Annotated in this window: 23 protein-coding genes and 1 riboswitch; of the genes, 15 read left to right on the top strand and 8 right to left on the bottom strand. The window is 66.7% G+C overall.

The genetic code is table 11. The annotated features are described in order from the left end of the window. Positions 1 to 192: 192 nt before the first annotated feature. A complete protein-coding gene (locus RJ03_RS36935; protein ID WP_157121677.1) occupies positions 193 to 369 on the top strand; it encodes a hypothetical protein in 177 nt (58 codons plus the stop codon). 6 nt (positions 370 to 375) lie between these two features. On the opposite strand, the gene RJ03_RS04820 is transcribed toward RJ03_RS36935, so the two are convergent. Beyond that, on the bottom strand, positions 376 to 1725 hold the full coding sequence (locus RJ03_RS04820) for an MFS transporter (RefSeq protein ID WP_036498330.1): 1350 nt from the start codon (positions 1723 to 1725) through the stop codon (positions 376 to 378). Between the two features lie 382 nt (positions 1726 to 2107). On the opposite strand from RJ03_RS04820, the gene RJ03_RS04825 reads away from it, so the two are divergent. After that, positions 2108 to 5449: an error-prone DNA polymerase gene (locus tag RJ03_RS04825; RefSeq protein WP_036498331.1), complete on the top strand. Its 3342-nt coding sequence runs from the start codon at positions 2108 to 2110 to the stop codon at positions 5447 to 5449. A gap of 66 nt (positions 5450 to 5515) precedes the next feature. After that, complete coding sequence (locus RJ03_RS04830) at positions 5516 to 5746, top strand: DUF167 domain-containing protein (RefSeq protein WP_036498332.1); 231 nt, start codon at positions 5516 to 5518, stop codon at positions 5744 to 5746. A 15-nt stretch (positions 5747 to 5761) separates the two neighbouring features. Here RJ03_RS04830 and RJ03_RS04835 read toward each other — a convergent pair whose 3' ends face one another. Continuing rightward, entirely contained in the window at positions 5762 to 6226 is a 465-nt protein-coding gene (locus RJ03_RS04835; protein ID WP_036498362.1) for a tRNA (cytidine(34)-2'-O)-methyltransferase, read from the bottom strand. 129 nt (positions 6227 to 6355) lie between these two features. Here RJ03_RS04835 and RJ03_RS04840 point away from each other — a divergent pair, with 129 nt between their 5' ends. Further along, entirely contained in the window at positions 6356 to 6601 is a 246-nt protein-coding gene (locus tag RJ03_RS04840; RefSeq protein WP_036498363.1) for a DUF3017 domain-containing protein, read from the top strand. 29 nt (positions 6602 to 6630) lie between these two features. Here the strand turns inward: RJ03_RS04840 and metX are convergent, their stop codons facing one another. Both metX and RJ03_RS04850 read right to left on the bottom strand, forming a co-directional pair. Beyond that, complete coding sequence (metX, locus tag RJ03_RS04845; protein ID WP_371507167.1) at positions 6631 to 7749, bottom strand: homoserine O-acetyltransferase MetX; 1119 nt, start codon at positions 7747 to 7749, stop codon at positions 6631 to 6633. A 44-nt stretch (positions 7750 to 7793) separates the two neighbouring features. Beyond that, the gene (locus tag RJ03_RS04850) at positions 7794 to 8033 is read right to left on the bottom strand and encodes a hypothetical protein (protein ID WP_063820338.1); all 240 of its coding nucleotides are present in this window, start codon (positions 8031 to 8033) and stop codon (positions 7794 to 7796) included. A gap of 13 nt (positions 8034 to 8046) precedes the next feature. Continuing rightward, positions 8047 to 8158: riboswitch (SAM riboswitch) on the bottom strand. Positions 8159 to 8470: 312 nt separating this feature from the next. Here RJ03_RS04850 and RJ03_RS04855 point away from each other — a divergent pair. The 3 genes from RJ03_RS04855 to RJ03_RS34800 all read left to right on the top strand — a co-directional run bounded on the left by RJ03_RS04855 (position 8471) and on the right by RJ03_RS34800 (position 12589). Next, positions 8471 to 9688, top strand: a complete 1218-nt coding sequence (locus tag RJ03_RS04855) for an NADP-dependent isocitrate dehydrogenase (RefSeq protein WP_030513542.1) — start codon at positions 8471 to 8473, stop codon at positions 9686 to 9688. A 170-nt stretch (positions 9689 to 9858) separates the two neighbouring features. Continuing rightward, the gene (locus RJ03_RS04860; RefSeq protein WP_083870599.1) at positions 9859 to 11163 is read left to right on the top strand and encodes an MFS transporter; all 1305 of its coding nucleotides are present in this window, start codon (positions 9859 to 9861) and stop codon (positions 11161 to 11163) included. A 163-nt stretch (positions 11164 to 11326) separates the two neighbouring features. Further along, the gene (locus RJ03_RS34800) at positions 11327 to 12589 is read left to right on the top strand and encodes an FAD-binding protein (protein ID WP_051024329.1); all 1263 of its coding nucleotides are present in this window, start codon (positions 11327 to 11329) and stop codon (positions 12587 to 12589) included. On the opposite strand, the gene RJ03_RS04870 is transcribed toward RJ03_RS34800, so the two are convergent. The 4 genes from RJ03_RS04870 to RJ03_RS04885 form a co-directional block, all read right to left on the bottom strand. Next, positions 12527 to 13459: a hypothetical protein gene (locus RJ03_RS04870; protein ID WP_157163337.1), complete on the bottom strand. Its 933-nt coding sequence runs from the start codon at positions 13457 to 13459 to the stop codon at positions 12527 to 12529. The two genes, RJ03_RS34800 and RJ03_RS04870, sit on opposite strands and share 63 nt — an antisense overlap. Before the next feature lie 170 nt (positions 13460 to 13629). Continuing rightward, on the bottom strand, positions 13630 to 15771 hold the full coding sequence (locus RJ03_RS04875; protein ID WP_036498335.1) for a hypothetical protein: 2142 nt from the start codon (positions 15769 to 15771) through the stop codon (positions 13630 to 13632). Further along, positions 15768 to 17702: a type VII secretion target gene (locus tag RJ03_RS04880; RefSeq protein WP_083870600.1), complete on the bottom strand. Its 1935-nt coding sequence runs from the start codon at positions 17700 to 17702 to the stop codon at positions 15768 to 15770. The genes RJ03_RS04875 and RJ03_RS04880 overlap by 4 nt, the downstream gene beginning before the upstream one ends. 34 nt (positions 17703 to 17736) lie before the next feature. Continuing rightward, a complete protein-coding gene (locus RJ03_RS04885) occupies positions 17737 to 18120 on the bottom strand; it encodes a hypothetical protein (RefSeq protein ID WP_174372259.1) in 384 nt (127 codons plus the stop codon). A 161-nt stretch (positions 18121 to 18281) separates the two neighbouring features. Between RJ03_RS04885 and RJ03_RS04890 the strand changes: the two genes are divergently transcribed. The 8 genes from RJ03_RS04890 (at position 18282) to RJ03_RS04925 (ending at position 25417) form a co-directional block, all read left to right on the top strand. After that, a complete protein-coding gene (locus RJ03_RS04890) occupies positions 18282 to 18914 on the top strand; it encodes a potassium channel family protein (protein ID WP_157163338.1) in 633 nt (210 codons plus the stop codon). 38 nt (positions 18915 to 18952) lie between these two features. Beyond that, positions 18953 to 19597: a TetR/AcrR family transcriptional regulator gene (locus RJ03_RS04895; RefSeq protein ID WP_030513545.1), complete on the top strand. Its 645-nt coding sequence runs from the start codon at positions 18953 to 18955 to the stop codon at positions 19595 to 19597. A gap of 234 nt (positions 19598 to 19831) precedes the next feature. Further along, entirely contained in the window at positions 19832 to 21049 is a 1218-nt protein-coding gene (locus RJ03_RS04900; protein ID WP_036498338.1) for a lipid-transfer protein, read from the top strand. A 41-nt stretch (positions 21050 to 21090) separates the two neighbouring features. Continuing rightward, positions 21091 to 21525: a type II toxin-antitoxin system Rv0910 family toxin gene (locus tag RJ03_RS04905; protein WP_036498339.1), complete on the top strand. Its 435-nt coding sequence runs from the start codon at positions 21091 to 21093 to the stop codon at positions 21523 to 21525. Between the two features lie 4 nt (positions 21526 to 21529). Continuing rightward, a complete protein-coding gene (locus RJ03_RS04910) occupies positions 21530 to 22411 on the top strand; it encodes a MaoC/PaaZ C-terminal domain-containing protein (protein WP_036498340.1) in 882 nt (293 codons plus the stop codon). Between the two features lie 14 nt (positions 22412 to 22425). After that, positions 22426 to 23295: an SDR family oxidoreductase gene (locus RJ03_RS04915; protein ID WP_036498341.1), complete on the top strand. Its 870-nt coding sequence runs from the start codon at positions 22426 to 22428 to the stop codon at positions 23293 to 23295. 17 nt (positions 23296 to 23312) lie between these two features. Then, complete coding sequence (locus RJ03_RS04920) at positions 23313 to 24569, top strand: acyl-CoA dehydrogenase family protein (protein ID WP_036498342.1); 1257 nt, start codon at positions 23313 to 23315, stop codon at positions 24567 to 24569. Next, on the top strand, positions 24566 to 25417 hold the full coding sequence (locus RJ03_RS04925) for an alpha/beta fold hydrolase (RefSeq protein WP_036498343.1): 852 nt from the start codon (positions 24566 to 24568) through the stop codon (positions 25415 to 25417). Before RJ03_RS04920 ends, RJ03_RS04925 begins: the two co-directional genes overlap by 4 nt. The last annotated feature ends 84 nt before the right edge of the window (positions 25418 to 25501 follow it).

Consider the following 25501-nt stretch of genomic DNA (forward strand, 5'->3'; position numbering starts at 1 on the left):
GCAGGTCGATTTCCCCCGAACTTACTCCAAAGTAAGTTCTGCTGCCAAGGGGGCCGGCGCACATCGCCGGGGGAGCCGGGTAGGCCACGAGGACTACCTCCACCCTCCGCCGGTCATCCCGCAGGGCGATGCCGGCCGGGTACTCCCGCGGTCATGCTGGGTGTTCGGATATCTGTGCGGGAGGAGACGACGGTGGGTCTGTGGACAGCGTTGCGCCGGCGTTCGGCGGCCAGGGACGAGAAGGCCGGGGCCGATGCCCGGGCGAAGGCGATCGCGGCGGGGGCATCCGAACGAGAAGCCGCTGCCGCCGCGGAGCAGGCGGTCCGGCGTGCGCGTCGGCGGCGTCGCGCCCTGTACGCCGGCGGTTGAGCGGGCTCAGGCGGTGAGCCGGTCGTCCTCGCTGATGAACAGCGTCGCGACCACGCTGATCACCGCCGTCGCCACCAGATAACCGCAGGCGAGCCAGGGTGTTCTGCCGCCCACCGCGATCAGCGCCGTGACGATCATCGGGGTGATGCCCGAGGCGTAGATCCCCGAGACCTGGTAGACGAACGAGAGTCCGGTGTAGCGCACCTCGGCCGGGTACAGTCCGGCGTACAACGTGCCCTGCGCACCGTAGAACAGGGCATGGGCGACACCGAACACCGCGATGATCGCGAGGGTGAACACGACGATATTGCCGACCTCGAACAGCGCGAACACCGGATACACCAGCACGCCGTACGCGGCGATACCGGCGATATAGACCCGGCGCGGCCCGAGCCTGTCGGTCAGATTTCCGGATACCGGAATGAGGGCGGCCATCACGACCGCGGCAATGGTCACCGCGAGCAGTACCGGAACCTGTTCGAATCCGAGATGCCCGGTCGCGAAACTGATCGCGAAGACGCCCCAGGTGTTGAACGCCGCGCCCTCGCCCCACCGCGAGAGCAGGCCGAGGACGGTGTTGCGCCGGGTGCGCGCATTCCGGAACAGTTCGACCACAGGCACTTTCGAGATCCGATTGAGCCGGTCGATTTCCCGGAACGCGGGCGTCTCGTCGATCTTGAGCCGCACCACCAGGCCGATGACCACCAGAACCACGCTGGCGCCGAAGGCGATTCGCCAGCCGTAGTCGAGAAATGCCTGCTCGCTCAGGACCGTACGCAGCAGGGCGAAGACGCCGGTGCCGAGTGCGAGGCCGAGCGCCAGACCGATCTGCGGATAGCTGCCGAACCGGCCGACCTTCTTGCGGGGACTGTGTTCCACGGCCAGCAGGACCGCACCGGCCCATTCCCCGCCGAGTGCGAAACCCTGCAGAATGCGCAACCCCAGCAACAGGATCGGCGCCGCGATACCGATCGCGGCACTGGTCGGCAGGACACCCATCAGCGCGGTCGACCCGCCCATGATCGCCATGGTCAGTGCGAGGGTGCGTTTGCGCCCGATGCGGTCACCGATATGGCCGAAAACCAATCCGCCGACCGGACGCATCACGAAACCGACCGCGAATGTCGCGAACGACAGCATGGTTCCGACGAACGCGCTCGTATCCGGGAAGAACAGTTTGTTGAAGACGATGCCCGCGGCGGTGGAATAGAGGAAGAAGTCGTACCACTCGACCGTGGTGCCGATCAGGCTCGCCGCCACCGCTGTTCGAGTTTCGGCGGCGCCGAGATGTTCCGGCCGCTGCTCGTGCTGCCCCCCGGCGCGCGTACTCGCCGGCGCGGACTCCAGTACAGACATGGGGTCCCTTTCCTTCCCGCCGTCGATTCGCGCAGTGACATTAGGGCGAGTCGATATCCGCGAAAAGGATTCGAATCAGTCGGATTCCAGCGACGTATATCGCGGCGGTCCGTTCCGGCCCGCGGCCGAGAGAGTTTCGCGCAGGGCCTGGGGGCCGCGATCCAGCTCCCGGCCTCCCTGGCGATGGTCCGGCGCGCCTACGCCGACCCCGGACACGCGCGGCGGGCGGCCTGTGGACGGCCGCCGGCGGGGCGGCGATGGCGGCGGGGCCGGTGATCGGCGGCGTGTTGCTGACCGCGGCGGGGTTGCCTTCCCGAACCCGGTGCTCGCGAGCTAGCATCGGTATCGAATATACGTTCGAATCGGCGAGGGTGTGAGCGGTATGGGCTGGGGAAACGGCCCGCCCACCTGGGCGGAAATGGAGCGGGTGCTCTCCGGTCTGCCCGGGCGCGGGGCCACCCCACCGGGCGACGGCGGGGACAGCCCGGCGTGGTCGCATACCCGCGGCGAATATCGGGCGGGTACGCGGCCGGAGGCGAGCGGTCCGCTGGTGCCGTATGCGGAATTGCACACGCATTCGGCCTACAGCTTTCTCGACGGCGCCTGCCAACCCGAGGAAATGGTGGAGGAGGCGGTGCGGCTGGGGCTCGAGGCCCTGGCACTCACCGATCACAACGGCTTCTACGGTGTGGTGCGTTTCGCGGAGGCCGCCGCCGAATGGGGGCTGCCGACGGTGTTCGGCGCCGAATTGTCGCTGGGGGAAACCCGCGACGCGGCGACGATATTCGGTTCGGCGCCGATGGACGATTCCCAGCCGCGCACGGGGGAGCCGGATCCGTCCGGACCGCATCTGCTGGTGCTGGCGCGCGGGCAGGAGGGATATCGGCGGCTGTCGCGGGAGATGTCGGCGGCACATATGGTGGCCGGCGAGAAGGGAATTCTGCGGTACGACCTGGATCGGCTCGCCGCCGCCGCGGACGGGCACTGGCATATCCTCACCGGCTGCCGCAAAGGTCACGTGCGCCGGGCGCTGGAACGTGGTGATGCCGAGGCGGAGGCGGAGCTGCGCCGGTTGATGGATCTGTTCGGACGCGACCGGGTGAGCGTCGAACTCACCCACCACGGAGTGCCCGACGACGACGAACGCAATGCGCGGCTGATCGCCCTCGCCACACGGCTGGATGTGCCGGTGATCGCCACGACCGCAGCGCATTTCTCCACCCCCGCCCAGGGGCGCCGGGCGATGGCGCTGGCGGCGATCCGGGCCCGGCGCAGTCTGGACGAGATCGACGGCTGGCTGCCGCCGACCGGCGGCGGGCATCTGCGGTCGGGCGCGGAAATGGCCCGGCTCTTCGCCGAATGCCCGCAGGCGGTGGCCGGGGCGGTCGATCTGGCCCGCGAATGCGCCTTCGATCTGCGTTTGATCGCCCCCGAATTGCCGCCGTTCGACGTGCCGCCCGACCACGACGAGAATTCCTGGTTGCGAGAACTCACCCTCGCCGGGGCGCGCGAGCGATACGGCCCGCCGGAGGGAAATCCCAAGGCGTACCGGCAGATCGAACACGAACTACGGATCATCACCGAACTCAATTTTCCCGGCTATTTCCTGGTCGTGCACGACATCGTCCACTTCTGCAAGCGCAACGACATCCTGTGCCAGGGCCGGGGGTCGGCGGCCAATTCCGCGGTCTGCTACGCGATCGGCATCACCAATGTGGATCCGGTCGCCAACGATCTTCTGTTCGAACGCTTTCTGGCGCCCGAACGCGACGGTCCGCCCGATATCGATCTGGATATCGAATCCGATCGCCGGGAGGAGGCGATCCAGCACGTCTACCGCAAGTACGGTCGCGAATACGCCGCGCAGGTGGCCAATGTGATCACCTATCGCGGTAAGTCCGCGGTACGCGATGCCGCTCGCGCGCTGGGGTTTTCGCCCGGGCAGCAGGACGCGTTCAGCAAACAGGTGAGCCGGTGGACCGGGGTGGCGTCCGAGACGCATACCGATATTCCGGATCGGGTCCTGGAACTGGCGGGCGAGATCGAGGGCCTGCCGCGGCATCTCGGAATTCATTCCGGCGGCATGGTGATCTGTGATCGGCCGATCGCCGACGTCTGCCCGGTGGAGTGGGCGCGTATGCCCGGCCGCAGCGTGCTGCAGTGGGACAAGGACGATTGTGCCGCAGCGGGTCTGGTGAAATTCGATCTGCTCGGCCTGGGCATGCTCTCGGCCCTGCATTACATGATCGATCTGGTGCGCGAGCACAAAGGTGAGGTCGTCGAATTGCACGCCCTCGATCTCACCGAATCCGCCGTCTACGAGATGCTCGCGCGCGCGGATTCGGTGGGAGTGTTCCAGGTCGAGTCGCGCGCCCAGATGGCGACGCTGCCGCGGCTGCGCCCGCGTGCTTTCTACGATCTCGTCGTGGAGGTCGCGCTGATCCGGCCCGGTCCCATTCAGGGCGGTTCCGTGCATCCCTATATCCGCCGGCGCAACGGCCGGGAGGAGGTCACGCTCGACCATCCGGCGCTCGAGAGTTCGCTGGCTCGCACCCTCGGAATTCCGCTGTTCCAGGAACAGCTCATGCAGATGGCGATCGATATCGCGGGGTTCACTCCCGCCGAGGCGGATCAGTTGCGCCGCGCGATGGGATCGAAACGGTCACCGCAGCGCATGGAGCGGCTGCGCGGCCGCTTTTATCAGGGCATGCGCGATCTGCACGGAATCACCGGAGAGCTGGCCGATCGCATCTACGAGAAGATCTACGCCTTCGCGAATTTCGGTTTCCCGGAAAGTCATTCGCAGAGTTTCGCCGCGCTGGTGTTCTATTCGGCCTGGTTCAAACTGCATCATCCCGCCGCGTTCTGCGCGGGGCTGCTGAACGCGCAGCCGATGGGTTTCTACTCTCCGCAGTCGCTGGTGGCCGACGCCCGCCGGCACGGGGTGGTGGTGCACGGGCCGGATATCAATCACAGCCTGGCCGGAGCGACGCTCGAGCAGAACGGAACCCAGGTGCGGCTGGGCTTGTCCGCGGTCCGGCACATCGGGGACGACGTGGCCGAGAAGATCGTCGCGGCACGGTCCTCCGGTCCCTATCGATCGTTCCTGGACCTGACCGGCCGGGTCGAGTTGTCCGTGCCGCAGGCCGAGGCCCTGGCCACCGCGGGTGCGCTCGGCAGTATCGAATCCGCGTCCGGCCGCGGGCTCGATCGGCGGCAGGCGCTGTGGGCGGCCGGTGCGGCGGCGGGGGAGCGGGCGGATCGGCTGCCGGGGACCGGGGCGGTCACCGACGCGCCGGCGCTGCCCGGCATGAGCGAACTGGAAATGGCGGCCGCCGACGTGTGGGCGACCGGTGTGTCGCCCGGCCGCTATCCCACCGAATTCCTGCGCCCGCGCCTGGACGAACTCGGCGTGGTCGCCGCGAACCGGCTGCTCGCCGTGCCCGACGGGTCCAAGGTACTGATCGGCGGCGCGGTGACGCACCGGCAGCGACCGGCCACCGCGTCCGGAGTCACCTTCATCAACCTGGAGGACGAGACCGGCATGGTGAACGTGGTGTGCTCGGTGGGCCTGTGGCGCCGCTACCGCCGCATCGCCCAAGGCGCCCCCGCGCTGCTGATCCGGGGCCGGGTGCAGAACGCCGAGGGCGTGGTGAGCGTGGTGGCCGAACATCTGCAGCGCATGGACCTGCGGATGGCCTCGAAGTCGCGCGATTTCCGCTGAACCATCGCGGCTACGCTCGTCGCACCGGCCGAATATCCGCACCGCCCGAAGATCGAGGAGCCGCACGTGCCGACCGTGGTCCGCGCGACCATCAAACCCAACAGCCGCAAGGGCCCACTCGTCGAAACCCTCGACGACGGCACCCTGCAGCTGTACGTACGCGCCCCCGCGGTGGAGGGCAAGGCCAACAAGGCCGCGATCGAACTTCTCGCCGAGCACTACGGTGTGCCCAAGTCGGCCGTCCACCTCACCGCGGGCGCCACCTCCCGCTTCAAACGCTTCGCGATCGACCTCTGAGGCGCCCGACGGTACCTATACGGCTCCCGGGAACCCCAGCTGCCGCCATGCCTCGTACACCGCGACCGCAGCGGCATTGGACAGGTTCATCGACCGGCGGCCCGGCAGCATGGGGATGCGTAGCTGGTCGGTGATGTGCGGGTCGGCCAGGACGTCGTCCGGGAGGCCGGTCGGTTCCGGACCGAACAGCAGGACGTCACCGGCACGGTAGGCGATATCGGTGTTGTGCGTGGTGGCATGGGTGGTGAAGGCGAAGACGCGCTCGGGCCGCAGGGATTTCCATGCCGCGGAAAGGTTTTCGTGCACGGTGACCACCGCGAGATCGTGGTAGTCCAATCCGGCGCGGCGCAGCTTCGGCTCCGACAGATCGAATCCGAGCGGCTCGATCAGATGCAGTTCGCACCCCGTGCCGGCCGCCAGACGGATCGCATTGCCCGTGTTCGGTGGGATACGCGGTTCGAAGAACACCAGCTTGAGCACACCGAGACGGTACCCGCTCCCGGTGGCGGCACGACCGGACATGCGAGAATCGCAGCCGTGACCGACGTGCCGACCACCCACCCGCAGCATTCCAGCCCGGCGAGCCGCTTCTTCCAGGTTCATCTGCCGATGCTGCTGGTCGTCGTGGTGCTGCTGGTCGCGGTGGTTTTCCTGGCGCAGGACCGGTGGCGGCGCGGTGCGTTCTTCATCGGCGGTGCGACGCTGCTCGCGGCCGTGTTCCGGTTGTGCCTGCCGTCGGCGCGAGTCGGGTTGCTGGCGGTGCGCAGCCGTCCGTTCGACATCGGCGCCTATACCGTGCTGGGCGGCGCGATCATCGTGCTGGCGGCCACCATCAGCAGCCTCGGCGTCGGCTGAACCCGGTCGGCTGAACTCGGAGGACGGACTCAGGATTCGCGGGCGTCCTGCGCGGCGCGCGCCAATTCCATCGTCTGCTCCAGCAATTTGCCGATGGCCTCGATCTCGGTGAGGAAACCGTCGTGGCCGTCGCGTGAATGCACGACTTCCAGACCTTTGCAGCCGGGCAGCAGATCGGCCAGTTCCTGCTGGGTCCGCAACGGGTACAACCGGTCCGAATCCACGCCGCCGACCACGCACGGCACCGGGGTGGCGGCCAGCGCGGCCTCGATGCCGCCGCGTCCGCGGCCGACGTCGTGCCGGTTCATGGCCTCGGTCAGCAGCACGTAGGTGGCCGCGTCGAACCGTGCGACCAACTTGTCGGCCTGATGCTCCAGATAGCTCTGCACCGCATAACGTCCACCGTCCCAAGGGTTTTCGTCGCCCTGCGCGGTATTGGCGAACCGGTGGTCGAGTTCGAATTCGGTGCGGTAGGTCAGATGCGCGATCCGGCGCGCGATGCGCAGACCGGCCAGCGGCCGGCGGCCGGTGCCGTGGTAATCGCCGTCCTGCCAGTCCGGATCCGAGGTGATCGCGGCGATCTGGGTGGTCTGGGTGCCGATCTGATCCGCGGTGGCGCGGGCGCCGACCGCCAGCACCAGGGCCGCGTCGACGCGATCGGGGTATCCGACCATCCATTCCAGCACCCGCATGCCGCCCATCGAACCGCCGACCACCGCGGCGATGCGGGTCAGCCCGAGCAGGTCCAGCAGCGCCACTTCGGCGCTCACCTGGTCGCGGATCGAAATCTCCGGAAAGCGTGCGCCCCAGGGCTTTCCGTCCGGCGCGAGGGACGAGGGGCCGGTGCTGCCCTGGCAACCACCCAGAACGTTGGTCGCGATCACGCACCAGCGGTCGGTGTCCAGTGCCGCGCCGGGCCCGACCAGTCCGTCCCACCAGCCCGGCAGGGCGTGCAGTTCGTCGGGTTGCCCGCAGACGTGCGAATCACCGGTCAGCGCGTGTTCGACCAGCACCACGTTGTCCAGGCCGGGGGCCAGTTCACCCCAGCGCTGCACGGCCAGTTCGACACCGGGGACGACCGCGCCGTTCTCGAGGCGGACATCGCCGACGCCGATGATGCCCACCGTGCCGTCCGGCGGCGGTAGCAGTGTCGTTGCGCCCGGGCGTGACGTGCTCGATTCGATACTCACGGTCACCGTGCCGTCACCACGTCGAGCCGTGCCACGCGATCGATCCCTGTCACCCGCATCGGCCCGCGGACCTGCCGGAACGCGGCGCCGGAGGCCGCCGGGTCGGCGCACGGCGAGAGCGCGCGCGTGGTCGAGGCGGTACGGAGGGCTGGGGCACACACATCCCCGATGGTAGCGATACGGCTGCGCCGCTCCGCCGCCTCCACGGACTTGCCGGCGATGGGCACGGTGGACTCGCTCACTTGTTGCTCCTGACAGTCGCGCTTGCTCTCGGCTTTCGAGAGCCCGGTCAATCACCCGGAGCACCCCACCGCAACTGGAGGGTTGCCGGCCAGCGAGCCGGGGCTTGGCGCTGGCGCTCATGACCTGCCGTGGATGGTAACAATCGGGCACGACCGGGGCGAGGGTTGGGCTCGGCCGATTCGAGGCGGACGTTCGCGGCGTATGTCCGTTTCCCTGTCGATCGCCATCGGGCCGGTGTGACGCGGGTAGCTCTCAATGGGACCGCCCCTGTCAGTGAGACCCAGCGCACCAGTACGCTTGTCTTGTTTAGCACCAGGCGTCTCGTGGACAACGCGGGGCGTATACGTTGTCTGTTGAACAGCTGGGGTCCGCTCACAAGCGTGCTCGCCTGGCCGTGCAATGGGAGCACACCTTCCTTAGGAGGACACGAAGATCCATGTCCAAGATCAAGGTTGAAGGGACCGTCGTCGAACTCGACGGCGACGAGATGACCCGGATCATCTGGCAGTTCATCAAGGACAAGCTGATCCATCCGTACCTCGATGTGAACCTCGAGTACTACGACCTCGGCATCGAAACCCGCGACAAGACCGATGACCAGGTCACCGTCGACGCGGCCAACGCCATCAAGAAGCACGGCGTGGGCGTCAAATGCGCCACCATCACCCCCGACGAGGCACGTGTCGAAGAATTCGGCCTCAAGAAGATGTGGCGTTCGCCGAACGGCACGATTCGTAACATTCTCGGCGGCACCATTTTCCGCGCGCCGATCATCATTTCCAATGTCCCGCGTCTGGTTCCCGGCTGGACCAAGCCGATCATCATCGGCCGTCACGCCTTCGGTGACCAGTACCGCGCCACCGATTTCAAGGTGCATCAGGCCGGCACCGTCACGATTCAGTTCACCCCGGAGGACGGCTCCGAGCCGATCGTCCACGAAGTGGTGAAGATGCCCGAGGACGGCGGCGTCGTCATGGGTATGTACAACTTCAAGAAGTCGATCGAGGACTTCGCGCGGGCGTCGCTGAACTACGGCCTGCAGCAGAACTACCCCGTCTACATGTCGACGAAGAACACCATCCTGAAGGCCTACGACGGCATGTTCAAGGACACCTTCCAGGAGATCTTCGAGACCGAGTTCAAGGACGAGTTCGCGGCCGCCGGACTGACCTACGAACACCGGCTGATCGACGATATGGTCGCCTCCGCGCTGAAGTGGGAAGGCGGCTACGTCTGGGCCTGCAAGAACTACGACGGCGACGTGCAGTCCGACACCGTGGCGCAGGGCTTCGGCTCGCTGGGCCTGATGACCTCCGTGCTGCTCACCCCGGACGGCCGCACCTGTGAGGCCGAGGCCGCGCACGGCACGGTGACCCGCCACTTCCGGCAGCACCAGCAGGGCAAGCCCACCTCCACGAACCCGATCGCCTCGATCTTCGCGTGGACGCGGGGTCTGGCGCACCGCGGCAAGCTGGACAACACCCCCGAGGTCATCGGCTTCGCGCAGACCCTCGAGGACGTCGTCATCAAGACCGTCGAGAGCGGCCAGATGACCAAGGACCTGGCGCTGCTGGTCGGCGGCAACCAGGGCTATCTGACCACCGAGGAGTTCCTCGGCGTGCTGGATGCGAACCTGGCGCGCGAACTGAGCTGAACGCTCACGACCGGCCGGAATCCGGCGCGGCCGGTAGACATATCCGGGCACCCGCCCCCACCGATCCCGGTGGCCGCGGGTGCCCGAATTGCTTTCCGCACCCCATCGCGTGAGTCGAATCACCCCGGCCGCCGGTATCGCCGCGGCGACCGCGCGTGTTGGCCACACCCATGGCCGACTCAGCTCCCGTGCGCACCGCACCACCCGTCGACTTCCCATCGGAGTCACCCGCGAGTGCCGCGTCGTCCCGTGCGGCGCTCGGCTCCGGCGCGGCGCCGCGGACTCGCACCGATTGGCACATTCCGGCGATCCTCGCGCTGGCGCTCGGCGGTTTCGGGATCGGCACCACCGAATTCGTCACCATGGGACTGCTGCCCGACATCGCCGCGGACCTGCATGTTTCGGAGCCCACCGGCGGACATGCCGTCTCGGCGTACGCGCTGGGCGTGGTGGTCGGCGCGCCCGTGATCGCGGCGCTGTGCGCCCGGATGCCGCGCAAGCGCCTGCTGATCGCCTTGATGGTCGCGTTCACCATCGGAAATATCGCCTCGGTGCTGGCCCCGGCCTTTCCCGCTCTGGTCGCGGCCCGGTTCGTCGCGGGCCTGCCGCACGGCGCCTATTTCGGCGTGGCCTCGCTCGCGGCCGCCTCGCTGGCTCCGGTGGGGCAGCGGGCCAAGGCCGTCGCCGCGGTGATGCTGGGCCTGAGCGCCGCCAATGTGGTGGGCGTCCCCGCCGCCACCTGGCTGGGGCAGGGCCTCGGCTGGCGCGACGCCTATGTGGTCGTGGCCGTCATCGGGCTCGCCACGGTGTTCGCGATCAGCCGCTTCGTACCCGATCTGCACGGGGTCCGGGTGACCGATCCCCGCACCGAACTCACCGCGCTACGCCGTCCGCAGGTGCTGCTGACGCTGCTGGTCGGCGCGGTCGGATTCGGCGGCATGTTCGCGGTCTACACCTACATCACCTCGACCCTCACCGACGTCGCCGGCCTGGGACAGGGCCTCGTACCGATCGTGCTGGCCCTGTTCGGCCTGGGGATGGTCGCGGGCAATATCGGCGGCGGCGTCCTCGCCGACCGCGGCGTGGACCGCTCGATCTTCGTCGCACTCAGCGCGATGGTCGTCATCCTCGCGGGTTTCGTTGCGGCAGCCCACAACCCGTTCACCGCCGCTGCGGGCGCCTTCCTGGTCGGCGCCTCCGGAGCCGCACTGGCTCCCGGCCTGCAGACCCGCCTGATGGACGTCGCTGACGACGCCCAAACCCTCGCCGCCGCCCTCAACCACGCGGCGTTGAACATCGCCAACGCGGCGGGCGCGTGGCTGGGCGGGCTGGTGATCGCGGCGGGACTGGGATACACCGCGCCAGCCGTCGTGGGAGCGGGCCTCGCCGTCGCGGGGGTGTTCCTGTTCACCGTCACTGTGTGGTCGGCTCGCCGGGTGTCATCGCACCACCAGGCCGCCGTCGGCCGCGGCTGATCGTCTGCTCCGGGCGGGAAGCTCAGTGTCGGTGCGGTACGGCAGCGCGTGACGATCCGACCGCGCCCTACTCCTGGCAGTGAGAAGCCGTCCCGGCAGCTCGCTACGATGACGGCGTGCCGCATACCGCTGACCGGACGGTGACACGACCGCTGCCGAAATCATGAGTGCCGCTGAGGTTTCCGCCGCCGAATTCGACACCGACTTCGGTGGCTTGCATCGAGCCACACCTCGAGCGATTCATCGGTTGCCGTCCGCCTTTCCGTCCGCCCTGCTCGGCTCCGGCCGGCCGTTGACGCTGCGGGGCTCCGGGCATTCCTGCGCGGGGCAGACGGTCACCGCCGGCGAGCTGCTCGTGACGTACGCGCCCGAGAGCGCGACCCGGGAGATCCGGGACCTCGGCGAGGGATTGTTCGAGGTCCCCGCGGGTGCGAGCTGGCACGGGCTGGAGCGTTATCTGAACCGGCGCGGCCGGGCGTTTCCGGTTCTGCCGAATTATCTGCACATGTCTGTCGGGGGCACCCTGTCGGTCGGCGGCGCCGGGTCCGAGTCGATCCGATCCGGCTGGCAGGTCGACCAGGTGGAGCGCATTCAGTTGATCGACGGAACCGGAAGCAGCCGTTGGTGTTCCCGAACCGAACACGGCGAGTTGTTCCGGTTCGCGCTCGGCGGACTGGGCGCCGTGGGCCTGATCGAGCGAGCGGTACTCCGGACGGTGGAATACGAGCCGCGGATACACGAGCATCGGGACGATCACGCGACGCTCGGCGCACTGGCCGAACATACCGCCCGAGTCGCGCGGGCCGGCGACGTCGACTCCTACTGGGGAATGTCCCGGCACGGCCGAATCCGGTCGGTAACCGGATGGCGTGGCGACGGCCCGGCCCGACCGTGTGCCGGCGAGAACTGCGCCGTCCTCACCGAGTCACCGATGTGGGAAACCGATCCGCATGCCGCACCGCCGCCTCCCGCCGATCGGGGACGGATGTGGGCCGACTACGTGGTACCGGCAGAACACTGTGTCGCGATGTTCGAAGCTGTTGCGGCGCAGCTGGATCGGGCTCCCTTCGACGATCCTTCGACCATGATCTACGCGCTGGTCGTGCGCCGTCCGACCGACGCGGTTCCCTTCGCCTTCGCACCGGTCCTCACCGCACCCGTCTCGGTCGGGGTGGGACTGTATGCCACCGTCGACCGCGATCCGGCCGCCGAAGCCGCTGTCAGGCAGACCTTTCGCGACTTGCAGCGACGCTGTTGCGAGCTGGGCGGCCGCCCGTACCTGTACGGAGTCGTCGACCTCGAAGACGCAAAGATTGCCGGCCTCTACGGCGACGACCTCGATAGGCTCGCCGAACTCCGTGCCTTACTGCGGCTCGGGCACGTCAACGCGAATCTTCCGATCGTGCGAGCGGCCGTGCGGGCCTGAGCTCGGTCTCGGAGGGATCTCCCACGTCGGTGTGCCGTAGACGTTCAGTTTGTCGATGCCATGTTCCGGTGAAAAGCCGAGTGCGAGCGCTGAACAACGCCATATCGCGCCACAGGACCGCGCGGCGTGACCCATCGCATCGATCGCCCGTGTGCTGCCGTGGTGCCGCACCGCCAGCTCACGTACGAGCGCGTTGATGTCGTCGGAGCGCTTCGTAGCCAAAGACACGGTGTATGAAGGGTCTTCATCTCCGTGGCGGGTGCAGCAGACGAAGTAGCTGAAGTCGTGCAAGTGGGCGGCGTCGACACCGCACCGGGTGAATTCGGACAGTGTTTCCCACGCGGACTCGCCGAAATAGCGGACCAATTTCATCGGCACCGCTACGTCTCGGGAGCGTGCTCGCAGGTAGAGCTTGTACGTCGGGCGGGCGTGCGCGTCGACCTCTATCGCCAGCCCGGCGTTGCGAAACAGATCGTCGTTCACGGGTATCGGACACAATCCCTCGAACCCGGGCCACCGTCGGCTCACGGCCTCGAAGGCATCGGCCCTCGCGGCCCCGCTGCAGTACACCTTCAGGCCGGCAAGGCGATCCGGCTCGGCGGGGTGGTGCACCATCCCGAGCCACATCGCCGGGCGTCGACCCCACTCGATCGCGGCAGGATCAGGGTAAACAGTGGTGACGAACGCGTGCAGAAGGTCGACCACCTCGTCGTTCCCATCCGGCAGCCAGGAAACCAGCCGCGCGATGGCGGCGAGGTATGCCTCCAGCCGAACCGTGAACTCCGGTTCCCAGGTAGTGGTTTCGGTGATGTAGCGCAGCAGGCGGGCGGAGTGTCCCCGCCCGCCGGTCACGCTGGCTTCGAACGGCATCCCGGACAGTGTGATCCCGCTGGAGCGACTCCCGCGCGGTGTGTGTGTGTCCAATCGGCCACCACAGGCCAGAAGCAGCACCGAGCGAAGAGATTCCGGCGTGCAACCGGTCCCGATCCGCTCGGCGACATCGACCAGGAAGTCCCCGGCCGACCGGGCCGTCGCGGCTGTCACGTCTCTTGCGTGTCGGTGCTCGGCGGGTGTGCGGAGGTCGTCGACGACGCGGAGACCACTGTGGTCGGTTGGACGACGGCGTTCGCCTGTAGCTGTCCCTCCTGGCTCGGATCGCCTGCACCGGCCGGTCGGAAGAATCCTCCGAACTTACCGAATGCCCCGTTGTCGTAGTTCGGAAGGTCTTTCAGATCGACGTGCCGCATCTGGCCGTCGGTGATGATGTAGTAGTTGTCGGTGCCCTCGCGAACGATTACCGCGCTGCGATCGGCCCATTGCACGACATCGCCGGTATGCAGATTCGAAGGGTCCACCGGGGTCGCCTGCGCGTAGGCGCTGCCATACGCGGCGGCCGCATCGCTGCCGTTCGGATTGTTGAACGCCCTGTTCACGGCGTCGGCCACGACTGCCGGAACCTTCTGCGGCGTACTGCCGTCCGGCAGTTTCATGTCGACCATGGAATTGCCGATATGCGGGGGCGTGCCGGAAGCCGGCGTGGCCGAGACGGCCGATGCCGGATTGGTGTAGGCGGCCTGCTGCGCGGTGGCGCCCGTCGCCGTCTGCGCCGCATTTGCCTCGGGCAGAAGCGAATTCGCCTGTCTTCCGAGAGCGGAGGACAGGGGGTTCTGGCCGTACTGCGATGCGGGGTTGTTCTGATTACCCCCCTGGTTCATGAATCCGCCCGACCCGAAGTTCCCCATCGGATTATTCATGTACCCAGCCAAGGGATTCATGGCCCCCATTTGCGGGCTCGCGGACGCGGCGCTCGTGCCGGCCGAATTCTGACCGGTGGTCCCGGCGCCGCTGGTGTTACCGGTGAGGGCGTTCGCTATCTGGTCCCATGCCGTGGAATCGCCCGAGGCCGTGCCACTGGTCGAATCGGTGCCGGTACCGTCGCCGGTACCTGTGCCTGTTCCGCTCGCTCCGTCGGTATTCCAGGGATCCGTGATATCGGTCGTATCGGTCTGGGATTGGCCGTCGGTGAGACCGCCGAAAATGTCGCTGTAGTCCGTCTGGTCGGCTAGATCGGTGGTGCCGGAAGTGTCGGAGACGGGCGTGTAGGGCGTCGCCGGCGCTGCGGGCGCCGCGGGGGCCGCCGGTGCGGCGGGCGCCGCCGGTTTCTCCGGTTCCTTCGGACCCGGATCGTCGACATGGTCCGCTTGCTTCTGAAACTTCATCGCCGTGTCGTCATAAATCTTGTTCCATTTGTCGACGGCGGTTTGGATGTGGCTGACGTAGTACTTCTGCTCTGCTTCCGGAGTGAGTACGAAGTTGTCGTTCTCTGTCTTACGGGTGTAGACGGTTTCGTCGGGGCCGGTGGTGTTGGCGCTCACATGCGGTCCGGGTAGGACTATCGTGTTCCCTTTCTGGGTGTACGTGCTGTAGTCCTGCTGGAGAAAGCCGTTGAGTTCATCCTTTACGCCCCGGAGCTTGGAGGCGCAGTCGAGAAGGTCCTTCTGGGTGGTCTTGGTCGTGAAATTGACGTCCTTGCTTTTATCTTTATATGTTTCCTCTCGCGAGTCGAAGGTCTTTTTGAAGGTGTCGTACCTGTCTATGACATTGGACCATCCCTCAGGCTTGTCGAGTTGGTGTTGCTCCAGTAGGGAATTGAAGTCCGGTGCGTCCTTCGGGTTGCGCGAGCCGAGTGAATCGAATCCGGCCTGCATGGTGTCCTGAGTGTCCTGGATCAGTTCTAGGAGTGACTGACTCCGCCCTTTGGGAACATAAAGGAGTACCTCCTCGAAATGCTTCTTGCCATCGCTGGGGAGAAAGCCGAAATCTTTGTCGAATTTAGCCGGAGCGTCGGTCTTCTCGTTGTCCTGCTTAGTTTTCTGGGCATTTTTGTACGCCATCGCTTCGTCGAGGTTATCGTCGCCCAGCGCCTTGGCGAGCTCTTTGTAGTCGCTGTCTTTTCGTGGATCCCAGTTGCCCTCATTGCGCAGCCCGATCGACGTTACGAGATCTTGTCTATCGTCTTTGTCCAGGCCGTTCCAGACTGTCTTGAAGTCTTCCGGAGACAGCTCGTCGAGTTCTTTCAGAATCTTGAGCGATTCGTCTTTGGTGTATGTGTCGTCATCCCAATTGACGTTGTGAGTGTCTTGGATCTCTTTGATCAGGGTGCCGGGATCCTTACCGGTCATCGGATGCTCCTCTCTTCGCCGTGGAGCCCCGGGCCCACAGGGAAACTCGGATATTCGGCGGCAGATGAGCCGCTGCGGCCGGCTGAGCCCGTATCGACAGAAGCGGTGTTCGCGGCCGGCATCGGCACCTTTTCTATCACGCTCCGGAGTTGCGGATGTTCGGCAATCTGATCGTGGACGTACAACACGTCGCGCAGCATTCGGCGGTCATTCTTTCCTGTGAGCATCAGCGATATCAATTCGTCGGCCCGTCGCTCGAATGTCCGGCTGCGTTCCATATCCACATCCGATGGCGGTGAGACACTGCTGGAAATGACGGCAGAGGTGGCCGCGGGACGCGATGAGGCGGGCGGCGCGAATACGGCCGAGAAGGACGCGATACCGTCTTGGTCGGCTGGAGGGGAGAGTGGCCGAGTGTTCGCGGGAACCCGGTCTCCGGCCCCGAGCGAATTCAGAACCTCCTGTCTCCGGATTCGCTGCGCCCAAACCTCCGGTGTGGCGTCGGACATAGCCTGCCGGGCCAGCGCATCGGCGTCGCGAGCCAGTTGCGCGCAGACCGCGCGGATGTCGGAGTCCGATACCTCGGCTGCACGCTGTCGAGATGTTGCGGAGCCACCGGCGTCGAGTCGATCGAAAAGACCCGCGCCGGGACTGGACAGGTCGACGGAGGTCTCTGTCGCGACCACCATGTCCGCGATAGCGACCTCGTTGCCCTGAGTGACACGCACGTAATCGTCCACCCCCGACGACGATGCGAGGGCGCGCAGGTGTCCGCGTTTCGCCCGAGCGGCGTGGTAGGCGAATTCGGTGACGATCCGCGCGGGGTCGGAGTTGTTTTCGAACGCTGTCATGGCTATCCGGCCCTCGGCGTCCAGGATCGAATCCCATTGCCATGGAATCAGAACCTCCGAGGGGACGAACAAGCCGGCGGGCAGCCACCCACGCCCTTCGGTCGACGTCAGCAGGACGACAGCGCCTTTTCTGTTCCGCACCACGCCGGTCGCCCACTCGACGCCCGGCGCGGAATCGCCGACGGCGAAGAGTACGGCGCTCAATAGTGTCCGGGCCAACGTCAGATCATCTTCCTCGCCGTCACCGACTACCAGCTGCGGCAGGCCCTGCCGGTGGCCGCGTACGGGCTGGGACGAGACCGAGAGCGGTCCTGGCCGCAGCGGTCTCGGCGGTTGGGGAGCCGGAACGGCGGACAGCGGGCCCGTCGGCCCCATGGGCGGCACGGCAGCGGTGGTCGGTGCTTCGGACTGCGTACCGGTCCCGTATCCGGCAGTGAAGACCCCGGCACCTTCTGGCGTGCTGTGCCCTCCGGGCATTACATGTGCGAGAGGTGGCGCCGACTCGTCGACGCGATGTTCGGGGCTCGGCATCGAATGCGAAGCATCGATGGGCGTAACCGGATTCGCTCCGGCAAACGCCGGGATGCTGCCGTGACCCGGCTGCCCGGGGGTGGCCGTCGCCGGACCGGTCACTCCGTCGGTGTGGCCGCCGACGGGCCGCGCGGGAATGTCCGGCATGCGCTGCGGCGAATCATTCGATATGCCCGGAGTTTTCGGAGTGTCACCGTCCAGTGCGCTGGGCCCATGAGTTACCGGACTCGGCCCGCCATGCGGACCGGCGTTGGAAATCTGCTGTCCCCCGGAGAGTTCGGTGTTTTCCATCCGTCCGGCCGCGGCTCGCAGATCGTGTGCGGTCCGTTCGGCCGACGCCGCCTGGGCTTCGGCTTTATCATGGCGTTTCCGGTAGTAATCCTTCAGCGCCCCGTGCATCGGATCTGCGATAGTGCCGTAGCCGTCCGGAAACTCCTTCAGCCAGCCCTCCGGAATCTCGCCCCATTTCCGCATGGCAGCTGCGTATCTCTCGAGTTGCTCGGCGTATACGCGCAGCTGATCAGGATCAAGATCCAGATAATTTGCCATAACTGGCCAATCCTCCCGCCCAGCCGTCCGAGCCTTATTCTTCTGGGTTCCCAGTGGTGGAGGGCTTCGGCGCGTCCATCTCCTCCCGCCACAGTCGTGCCTTCTCGGCCAGCGGCACGTGGTGATGGTCCTCGTTCATCGCGATTCCGTACTGCCGGCGCGCGTTGGCGGTGCTTTCCCGGATGGCAGCCACGATCTCGGCGACCAGCTCGTCGTTGCCGAAACGATCGCAGGTGCCGGGTGCGAGATACAGGTCCGTCAGCTGGCCGTACACATTGACCTCGGGAATCACCATCCCGCTCGGCGAGGGTCGGCGTGCGACTATGCCGTCGGCACGCTCACGCATTTCGGCGATGCGGTGCTTCAGTTCTCGTCCCATCGCCATCGCCACGCGTACATCGGGGTGAAGTTCTCTCATCAATCCTCACGCTGCTCCGGCGAGACATCTCGACATGTCGGCCCGTGAGCCCTGCCGACTCGTCGAACAGAGTCAGGCACAGCCCGTCACCGACTGGTCGATATTCAGTCTCTCAACTCGAGTCGCCGCCGCGTGGTGGTGTGATTTCCCACCGTGGGGAAGTGGCTGCTTGCCGCGGCGCCAACCTCCGCGCCTTCCCGCCCACGGCGTGGTTGAGTGATCCGGAGGAGGCGGCACTCGACCGGGAGGTCAGGATGGATCCGCGGGTACAGGGGAGCGGCGGCGGCAATGGGCGGCGGCGGGCGGTGCTGTATGCCGCCGCGCGGACCACGCTGACGACGATCGTGCTGGTGGCGCTGTATTTCGCGCTGCCCCTTCATCATTTGAACGAGCTGGGTCCGATTCTGGGCTTGTGCGGTGGTCTGGTCGTGGTCGTCGTCCTCATCTACCGGCAGGCCACGCGCATCGTCGCCGCGCCGTATCCCGGGCTGCGCGGGGCGGAGGCGCTGACCATGATCGCGGTGGCCTTCATTCTCATGTTCGCCACCACGTACGTGCTGATGTCGGCGGCCGAGCCGGACAGTTTCTCGGCGCTGCTGACCCGGATCGACGCGCTCTATTTCACGGTGACCGTGCTGGGGACGGTCGGTTTCGGCGATATCGCGGCGACCTCGCAGGCGGCGCGCGTCGTGGTGACGGTGCAGATTCTGGCCGATCTGGCGCTCATCGGCGCCGGGGTGCGGGTGCTACTCGCCGCGATACAACGCGGACGTGCGGCGCGCGAGCCCGAGTGAGTTTCATGCACGTGTGTATGTAAGTGTAGGATTTCCGGATGGCCAGATCTGTCGTCGGTAAGCCGCCGCGTCGTACCCAGGAGCAGCGCAGCAGCGAGATGCGGGTGCGGTTGCTCGACGCGACCATCGATTGCCTGGTCGAATACGGCTATGCGGGCACCACGACGCCACGCGTCGCGGAGCGGGCCGGGGTCACCCGCGGCGCGCAGGTGCACCACTTCGGTTCCAAAACCGATCTGGTCGTAGCCGCTATTTCCCACCTGGCGCAGCGGCGCACCGAGGCCGCGATGAAGGAGCTGGGCCGGTTGCGCGCCGGGGACGATCCGATCGGCGCCACCCTGGACGCGATGTGGGAGCTGCACCAGGGGCCGCTGTTCATCGCGGCCATGGAGCTGTGGGTGGCCGGCCGCACCGATCCGGTGCTGGCCGCCGAGGCCGAGAAGGTGGAACCGTTCGTCAACAACGCCGTTCTGATGGCGGTATCGCAGCTGGTCCCGGATGAGTTGCGGCGCAAGGAAGTCCGGGACTTCGCCTATACCGCGATGGATACCCTGCGCGGAATCCTGGTCTCCAACTTCGTATCTCCGGATCCCGAGCGTGCCCACCGCCGTTGGCAGCGCGCTTCCGCGCACCTGCGTCGTGCCGCCGAATCCGCACTCCCGGGCCTCGGAATCGGCGGCTGACACCCGTACCGCCACGCCGGTGCACCGGCGTCAATGCGCGAGCTGTATCGAGCTACAGAAGCGCCTGTACGTATCAACACAAACGTTCTAGCTGGGTATATACCCAGATCTGACGGCGAAAGCGCACACCCTATTGCGTCTTTACATACAGCTCCGTATGTTTGTTTCCAGTTCGATCGGAACGGATCGACCACTGCCGCTCGCGGAGCGGCCGACTGGGAGAAGGGTGGTTCGATGACGAACAAGGTCTACGTCGTCGGCGTCGGAATGACGAAGTTCGAGAAACCGGGTCGGCGGCAGGTCGAGGAGGCCGACGGCACCACCCGCGCATGGGACTACCCGGATATGGCCCGCGAATCCGGCACCAAGGCGCTGGCCGATGCCGGGATCGACTACCGGGAGGTGCAGCAGGCCTACGTCGGCTACGTCTACGGCGAGTCCACCTCCGGCCAGCGCGCGGTCTACGAACTGGGGATGACCGGTATCCCGGTGATCAACGTGAACAACAACTGTTCCACCGGCTCCACCGCGCTCTACCTCGCGGCGCAGGCGATTCGGGGCGGGCTGGCCGACTGCACGCTGGCGCTGGGCTTCGAGAAGATGCAGCCGGGTTCGCTCGGTTCCACCTGGGACGACCGCGAGCAGCCGATGGCCAAGCACATGATGGCGCTGGCCGAGATCTCCGAGGTGCTGTTCCCGCCGGCGCCGTGGATGTTCGGCGCGGCGGGCCGCGAACATATGAAGCAGTACGGCACCACCGCGGAGCATTTCGCGAAGATCGGGTACAAGAACCACAAGCATTCGGTGAACAACCCGTATTCGCAGTTCCAGGACGCGTATTCGCTCGACGACATTCTGGGCGCGCGGATGATCTACGACCCGCTCACCAAACTCCAGTGCTCGCCCACCTCGGACGGTTCGGGTGCGGTGGTCCTCGCCTCCGAGGACTTCGTCGACCGGCACGGTCTGGCCGGGCGCGCGGTGGAGATCGTGGGCCAGGCGATGACCACCGATTTCGCCTCCACCTTCGACGGCACCGCGAAGAACCTCATCGGTTACGACATGAATGTGCAAGCCGCGCAGCAGGTTTACCGGCAGGCGGGCCTCGGTCCGCAGGACTTCCAGGTGATCGAACTGCACGACTGCTTCTCAGCCAACGAACTGCTGCTCTACGAGGCGCTGGGCCTGTGCGGCGAGGGCGAGGCCGGCAGCCTCATCGACGGCGATCAGACGACCTACGGCGGCAAATGGGTGGTCAACCCGTCCGGCGGCCTCATCTCCAAGGGCCATCCCCTGGGGGCGACGGGTCTGGCTCAGTGCAGCGAGCTCACCTGGCAGTTGCGCGGTGACGCCGACAAACGTCAGGTCGAGGGCGTCACCGCCGCCCTGCAGCACAACATCGGCCTCGGCGGAGCCGCGGTAGTCACCGCCTACCAGCGCGCCGAGCGCTGAAATTTTCCACACCACAAGCGAACTCGACGAGGAGTACGAGCATGGGTCACATCGAAGCCACCAAGAACCTCAACGCCACCCCGGACGCGCTGTGGGCGGTCGTCTCGGATCCGCAGACCTGGGACAAATGGTTCACCATTCACGAGCGCTGGATGGAGGAGCCGCCGGCCACGCTGACCACGGGCTCGAAGCTGGTCGCCAAGATCATGATGCTCGGCATGGCCAACAAGATGGAATGGGTTGTCGAAGAGGTGAATTCGCCGAACAACCTGGTCCTCAGCGGTGCCGGGATGGCCGGTGTGAAGGTGAAGTTCTCCTTCGACATCGCACCCGAGGGGGCGGGCAGCAAATTCTCGGTCTCCGGGGATTTCGAGGGTGCGCTCATCAAGGGCGCGCTGGGCAAGGCGGTCGAGAAGGACGGTGCCAAGCAGCTGGACACCACCCTCGAACAGCTCGACGCCCTGGCGACGGCCTGACGAGATGGCGACCGAAACAGGGCCCCGGCCCGTGGAATTCGACGATGCGGGCCTGAACGTCTGGTCCGACGAGGAGCGGTTCGAGGTCACGCGGGAGCGGATCGCCGAGTACGCCGCCGCCACCAACGACCCGATTCCGGCTCACCTGTCCGGCGATGTCGCCGCCCCCGTCTTCGCCATCGTCCCCGTCTTCGAGGCGATGATGATGCCGGTGATCGACGTCGTCCCGATGGACATCTTCGGCCGAGTCGTGCACGGCGAGCAGGACTTTCACTTTCACCGCCCGATCCGGCCCGGTGATCGGCTGGTCTCGCGGGCCAAGGCGATCGGCTACGAGGGCCGCGAGAACGGCACCACCATCACCATTCTCATCGAATGCCGGGACTCCGGCGGTGAGCTGGTCAACGAGCAGTACCTGACCGCCTTCTTCCGCAACATCGATGTCGGCAAGCAGGTCGGTGCGAGCGCGCCGCCGCACAAGTTCGATCCCGGTCTGGAGGCGCAGCCGCCGCTGGCCCGGGTCGCCGCGCACGTGGACGACGATCAGACCTACCGCTATGCCCCCGCCTCCGGCGATCCGGTGCCGCTGCACCTGGACGAGCAGGTGGCCAAGGACGCCGGACTGCCCGGCATCATCGCGCACGGTCTGTGCACGATGGCGATGTCGTCGTGGGCCGTTCTCACCGAGGTCGCCGGTTCCGATGTGCAGCGGTTGAAGCGGTTCGCGGTGCGCTTCTCGAAGATGGTGTTCCCCGGCGACGATCTGGAGACCCAGATCTGGAAGGTCGGCTCGACCGGCTCCGACACCACCTACGCGTTCCGCACCGCACGCGGAACCGATCTCGTTCTGACCGACGGCCTGGCGGTCGTCGCCGACAACTCGTAGTCGAGGAGACTGTCATGGGTGTTTTGGATGGGCGGGTCGCCGTCATCACCGGCGCGGGCCGCGGCATCGGACGCGAACACGCGCTGTTGTTCGCGCGGGAGGGCGCCTCGGTCGTGGTGAACGACCTGGGCGGCAGCAACGCAGGGGAGGGCGCCGACGCCGGACCGGCGCAGGAGGTGGTGGACGAGATCCGCGCCGCGGGCGGGAAGGCGGTGGCCAACACCGACAACGTCGCGCAGTGGGATGGTGCGAAAAACCTGGTGGACCAGGCGATTGCGGAATTCGGCACGCTGGACGTGGTGATCAACAACGCCGGCATCCTGCGCGACGGGTTCATCGCCGGCCTGGAGGAATCGCAGTGGGACGCCGTCATCGCGGTGCACCTGAAAGGCCACTTCAATGTGCTGCGCCACGCCTCGGCGTATTGGAAGGACCAGTCGAAGGCCGGTAAGCAACCCAACGCCGCCGTCGTCAACACCGCCTCGGCCTCCGGCGTCACCCTGCCCAACGCCGGCCAGGCCAACTACGGCGCGGCCAAGGCCGGTATCGCCGCGTTGACGCTGGTCGCCGCGGAGGAATTGGAGCGTTACGGCGTGCGCGTCAACGCCATCGCCCCGATGGCACGCACGCGCCTGACCCTGGCCACACCCGGAATGGGGGCGATCTTCGCCGCCGAGGTGGGCGAGGGTGAATTCGATGCCTTCAGCCCGGCCAACATCTCGCCGCTGGTCGCCTACCTGGCCACCGACAAATGCCCGGTCACCGGCAAGGTCTTCGCCGTCCAGGGCGGCGCCATCTCCGAGCTCGGCGGCTGGCACGACGTGAAGACCATCGAAACCGAGGGTCCCTGGCTGATCGACGACATCGCAGCCCGGCTGCCCTGACGCAGAGGAGAACGACGATGTTCGAATGGTCCGAGACCGACGAGATGATCCGCGCGGCCGTGCGCGCCTTCATCGACAAGGAGATCCGGCCGCATCTGGACGCTCTCGACAGCGGTGAGATGCCGCCGTATCCGATCCTGCGAAAACTGTTCGGTGAGTTCGGCATCGACGTCATGGGCGCCGAGGCGATCGAGAAGATGCTCGCCAAACAGCGTGCCGCCGAGGCCGCGCCGGACGAGGCGGGCCAACGCGACAAGAAGCCCAGGGCCGGGGGTGACCCGTTCGGCGAGCAGCAGTCCTTGATGGCGGTGCTGATCAGCGAATTGTCCGGCGTCAGTATGGGTTTGGTCGCGGCGATGGGCGTCTCCATCGGCCTCGGCGCGGCCACCATCATGTCGCGCGGCACGCTCGCGCAGAAGGCGCGCTGGCTCGCCGATATCGTGACCTTGAAGAAGGTGGCGGCGTGGGCCATCACGGAACCGGATTCGGGTTCGGATGCCTTCGGCGGCATGAAGACCTCGGTCAAGCGTGACGGCGAGGACTACATCCTCAACGGCCAGAAGACCTTCATCACCAACGGTCCCTACGCCGATGTGGTGGTCGTCTACGCCAAACTCGACGAGGGCGACGGCACGGACAGGCGCGATCGCAAGGTGCTCACCTTCGTCCTCGACAAGGGCATGGAGGGTTTCACCCAGGGCAAACCGTTCAAGAAGATGGGTTTGCACTCCTCGCCCACCGGCGAATTGTTCTTCGACAACGTGCGATTGGGCAGAGACCGTTTGCTCGGCGAGACCGAGGAACACAAGGGCGGCGACGGTCGCGAAAGCGCGCGAACGAGTTTCGTCGCCGAGCGGGTGGGCGTGGGCTTCATGGCGCTGGGCATCATCAACGAATGTCACCGGCTCTGTGTGGAATACGCCAAGACCCGCACGCTGTGGGGTCAGGAGATCGGACGCTTCCAGCTGGTGCAGCTCAAGCTCGCGAAGATGGAGATCGCCCGCATCAACGTGCAGAACATGGTCTTCAACACCCTCGAACGCGGCCGCGCGGGGAAGCCGCCCACGCTGGCCGAGGCCTCGGCGATCAAATTGTACTGCTCGGAGACGGCCACCGAGGTCGCGATGGAGGCCGTGCAACTGTTCGGCGGCAACGGCTACATGCAGGAATATCGCGTCGAACAACTCGCCCGCGATGCCAAATCGCTGATGATCTACGCCGGCAGCAACGAGATCCAGGTGACCCACATCGCGAAGGGTCTGCTGGGCCGGTGATCACGGAATCCCGGGTCCGCTACAACGGCGTGCGGACCCGGGCGTTGACCACCGACGGGGCGGGTGTGCCGATCCTGCTGCTGCACGGCTTCGCCGACTGCGCCGACACCTGGCGCGGCGTTCTCGCGGAACTGGATCGGCGGGGCCGGGCGGCGGTGGCCGTCGACGTGGTCGGCCACGGCGTCGCCGGCGCGTTCGCTCCTGGACCACTGCTCGCGCAGCTGGATCGATTCGTCGACGGCGTGCTCGAAACCACCGGACCTGTTGTGGTGGCGGGCAATTCACTCGGCGCCATGATGGCGGTGCGGGCAGCGCAGCGGCGGCCGGAATCGGTGCGGGCCGGGGTGACACTGGACGAGCCGATCCTCTCGGCCGATCGGATGGCCCGCTTGGCCCGGGGTGCGCGCACCCCGGCACTGGTCGCGCGGCTGGGGACGCTGCCGGTGCCCGCCGGCCTGGCGCGCCGCCTGGTCCGCCGGTCGGTGCGCACACTGCTCTACGGCCGTCCCGCAGGCGCGGACCCGGTGGTGCTGGACCGCTGGTGTGAGCGCTACGGGCAGCGGGAGCGCATGTTCTGGCTGCTCGAACACGCGGTCCGGTTCGCGCACGAGACGGTCGCGGGGTATTCCCTCGACGCCATCGACTGCCCGATGCTGATCGTGCACGGTCGCAAGGACCGCATCATCCCGCCGCAGGCCAGCCGGGAACTGCATCGCCTGGTGCCCGGCAGTGAGCTGATCATTCTGCCCACCGCCGGGCACTGTCCGCAGCTCGACGATCCGGCCGCGGTCGCGGCGCTGATCGCCGATTTCGCCGACGCGCAGCGATCCGCTCGGACAGCGAAATAGGCGCGGTCGCAACAGGTTCCGGCGGCCCTGTGGATCCGGTGCGGCCGGTCATCCTCTGCTCGCCGGTGTGATCGAGGCCGGCAT

The sequence above is a fragment of the Nocardia aobensis NBRC 100429 genome, assembly GCF_000308375.1.
GTDB lineage: Bacteria > Actinomycetota > Actinomycetes > Mycobacteriales > Mycobacteriaceae > Nocardia > Nocardia aobensis.

Coding starts and splice junctions, on each gene's coding strand:
- RJ03_RS04820 (WP_036498330.1), bottom strand. CDS start 1,725: ATGTCTGTACTGGAGTCCGCGCCGGCGAGTACGCGCGCCGGGGGGCAG.
- RJ03_RS04825 (WP_036498331.1), top strand. CDS start 2,108: ATGGGCTGGGGAAACGGCCCGCCCACCTGGGCGGAAATGGAGCGGGTG.
- RJ03_RS04840 (WP_036498363.1), top strand. CDS start 6,356: ATGCTGCTGGTCGTCGTGGTGCTGCTGGTCGCGGTGGTTTTCCTGGCG.
- RJ03_RS04855 (WP_030513542.1), top strand. CDS start 8,471: ATGTCCAAGATCAAGGTTGAAGGGACCGTCGTCGAACTCGACGGCGAC.
- RJ03_RS04860 (WP_083870599.1), top strand. CDS start 9,859: ATGGCCGACTCAGCTCCCGTGCGCACCGCACCACCCGTCGACTTCCCA.
- RJ03_RS34800 (WP_051024329.1), top strand. CDS start 11,327: ATGAGTGCCGCTGAGGTTTCCGCCGCCGAATTCGACACCGACTTCGGT.
- RJ03_RS04870 (WP_157163337.1), bottom strand. CDS start 13,459: ATGCCGTTCGAAGCCAGCGTGACCGGCGGGCGGGGACACTCCGCCCGC.
- RJ03_RS04875 (WP_036498335.1), bottom strand. CDS start 15,771: ATGACCGGTAAGGATCCCGGCACCCTGATCAAAGAGATCCAAGACACT.
- RJ03_RS04880 (WP_083870600.1), bottom strand. CDS start 17,702: ATGGCAAATTATCTGGATCTTGATCCTGATCAGCTGCGCGTATACGCC.
- RJ03_RS04885 (WP_174372259.1), bottom strand. CDS start 18,120: ATGAGAGAACTTCACCCCGATGTACGCGTGGCGATGGCGATGGGACGA.
- RJ03_RS04895 (WP_030513545.1), top strand. CDS start 18,953: ATGGCCAGATCTGTCGTCGGTAAGCCGCCGCGTCGTACCCAGGAGCAG.
- RJ03_RS04900 (WP_036498338.1), top strand. CDS start 19,832: ATGACGAACAAGGTCTACGTCGTCGGCGTCGGAATGACGAAGTTCGAG.
- RJ03_RS04905 (WP_036498339.1), top strand. CDS start 21,091: ATGGGTCACATCGAAGCCACCAAGAACCTCAACGCCACCCCGGACGCG.
- RJ03_RS04910 (WP_036498340.1), top strand. CDS start 21,530: ATGGCGACCGAAACAGGGCCCCGGCCCGTGGAATTCGACGATGCGGGC.
- RJ03_RS04915 (WP_036498341.1), top strand. CDS start 22,426: ATGGGTGTTTTGGATGGGCGGGTCGCCGTCATCACCGGCGCGGGCCGC.
- RJ03_RS04920 (WP_036498342.1), top strand. CDS start 23,313: ATGTTCGAATGGTCCGAGACCGACGAGATGATCCGCGCGGCCGTGCGC.